Below are 896 nucleotides of genomic sequence, written 5' to 3' on the forward strand. Positions count from 1 at the left end.
CCGCGTCACCGATACCACCGCCGACCGGCTGCTGGCCGACATCTTCCGAGTCGATCCGCGCGAGCTGATCGTCGCCGAGCCGGTGTTCCACGATCCGGAGTTGAAGCCGGTGTTCGACGTGCTCGGCCGCGTCGCCAGCCCGCAGCCGCCGTCGCTGTTTGATTCGGCATCGGCCACGGGACGCATCGCCCGCTTCTTCGATGTGGCGACACCGGATAGCTTTGGCGCCTTTTCGCGCGCCGAACTGTCGGCGATCTCCGGCGCCATCGCCTATGTCGAGAAGACGCAGAAGGCCGAGCGCCCGCCGCTGTCGCGGCCCGAGCGCGAAGAGCAGGGCTCGACCCTGTTCATCGATCCGGCGACACGCGGCAATCTGGAACTGCTGCGCACACTGTCGGGCAGCCGCGAAGGGTCGCTGTTCAAGGCGATCGACCGCACGGTGACCGGCGGCGGCGCAAGGCTGCTCGCCGACCGGCTGATGGCGCCGCTGACCGATCCCGCGGCCATCGGCGCCAGGCTGGATTCGGTGTCGTTCTTCCGTTCCGAAACGCGGCTCTGCCAAGCGGTGCGGTCGAGCCTGAAGAGCGTTGCCGACATGCCGCGCGCACTGTCGAGGCTGGCGCTCAACCGGGGTGGGCCGCGCGACCTTGGCGCGCTGCGCGCCGGCTTCGAGGCAGCAGGCGCGATCGCCGAAATCTTTGCCGCCACCGCCCTGCCCCCGGAACTTGCGGCGGCATTGGCCGCCATCCATGCTCTGCCCCAGGCGCTGGCCCAGCATCTGACGCAGGCGCTTGGCGACGAACTGCCGCTGCTCAAGCGCGATGGCGGCTTCTTGCGCGGCGGCTACCATGCCGATCTCGACGAGATGCGGGCGCTGCGCGACGAATCGCGAAAGG

The 896-nt window shown here is 69.4% G+C and carries 1 pseudogene; it reads left to right on the forward strand.

What is annotated here, in order from left to right:
• A pseudogene (locus EN893_RS35830) lies at positions 1-896 on the forward strand (DNA mismatch repair protein MutS); the annotation flags it as partial.

The sequence above is a fragment of the Mesorhizobium sp. M7A.F.Ca.CA.004.04.2.1 genome, from assembly GCF_004022825.1.
GTDB lineage: Bacteria > Pseudomonadota > Alphaproteobacteria > Rhizobiales > Rhizobiaceae > Mesorhizobium.